The organism is Streptomyces sp. NPDC050743, from assembly GCF_044456925.1.
Taxonomy (GTDB): Bacteria; Actinomycetota; Actinomycetes; order Streptomycetales; family Streptomycetaceae; genus Streptomyces.
Window position 1 is genome coordinate 1 of record NZ_JBITGJ010000343.1, and the last position, 1,147, is coordinate 1,147.

Genomic DNA, 1,147 nt, shown 5'->3' on the forward strand with positions numbered 1-1,147 from the left:
CACGGCGTGACCGGACGCACCTTCGGCAATCCAATGATCAGCTGGCCCGAGAACATGCCCTCCGGCATGATCCTGAAGCCCACGCCGGTCGCCTCCAACCTCGCCCCGCCAGGCTTGGCCACTCGCATGACAGCCTTTCAAGACACTTATGAAGAACGCTTCCCGCATTCCATCCGCATTTTGACGGTACCGGGAGACTGCGCGACATCGAAGTCCGGCACCGAGCACTTCGGAGACAAATCACCAATGCAAACCACCGGCATCAAGCCACCGGCACCAGACACCCGGCGGTTCTGGCAACCTTGGGGGAGAGACCTGCTACTCGCGGGCGCGGCCGTCGCCGCCGGAGGGGCAGGCGCGGTTCTTGCGTTCACCGACGTGAACTCGCCGCTGCGCGGCCCGTTCACGCTCTTCTTCCTCCTCGCGACACCGACAGCCGCCATCGGAGCCGCCCTGCACGACCTGGAACCGGCCAGCCGCCTCGTGGTGGCCCTGGCAGGCGCGTTCGCGGTCAACCTCCTCGTGGCCCAGGCGATGCTCGCCGCGCACAGGTGGTCTCCCCGGGGCGGGGTCGCAGCCGTCGCCGCACTGAGCCTGCTCATTTTCCTGCTGCTGGGCATCTTGAGGCTCGCTGGTCAGCGAAAGGGGCAATCAGTACACCAGCGGGTCATCAGCGTCGCCCGCCTGATCGCTCATCAGCAGCCGCAGGACGAAGCGTAGGCGACGACTACGGCGGCCACGGCAAACGTGGCTCCCGCTACGCCAGCCAGCCGGCCACGCCTCCCGGTCCCGGGTTTGTACCCCTGCTGTGCAGGGCCCGGCAGGGTCCGGTCAATGCCCTGTTCGGATCCGGGCCCCGGGCTGTTTCGCCGGTGCCGGTCGGACCCGGCCCGCACCCCACGGTCCCGGGTCCTGTCGGGGGGCCGGGCCTGGCCGCGCACGAAGCCCCCGGCAGGGGGCGCGCCATCACCGGCTGGCTCTGTGCGCAAGAACCGACAGCGGATGAACGGTGACGCCTGTCAGTCCTGCGACCTAAGGTATGCCGGTGATCTTCAGGAGAAAGCAGAAGGCCTCGGACCTCGACGCCGTCGTATCCGAGCTGGAGCGCCCCGTTGACGCTCGCGACGGTGCCCGCACCGAGCGTGCC

1 protein-coding gene is annotated in these 1,147 nt (G+C 68.4%); it reads left to right on the forward strand.

The genetic code is table 11. The features are described 5' to 3' along the window. Nucleotides 1-720: hypothetical protein (locus ACIBJF_RS53530; RefSeq protein ID WP_399185135.1), on the forward strand; the 720-nt coding region annotated here is incomplete at its 5' end. Nucleotides 721-1,147 lie beyond the last annotated feature (427 nt).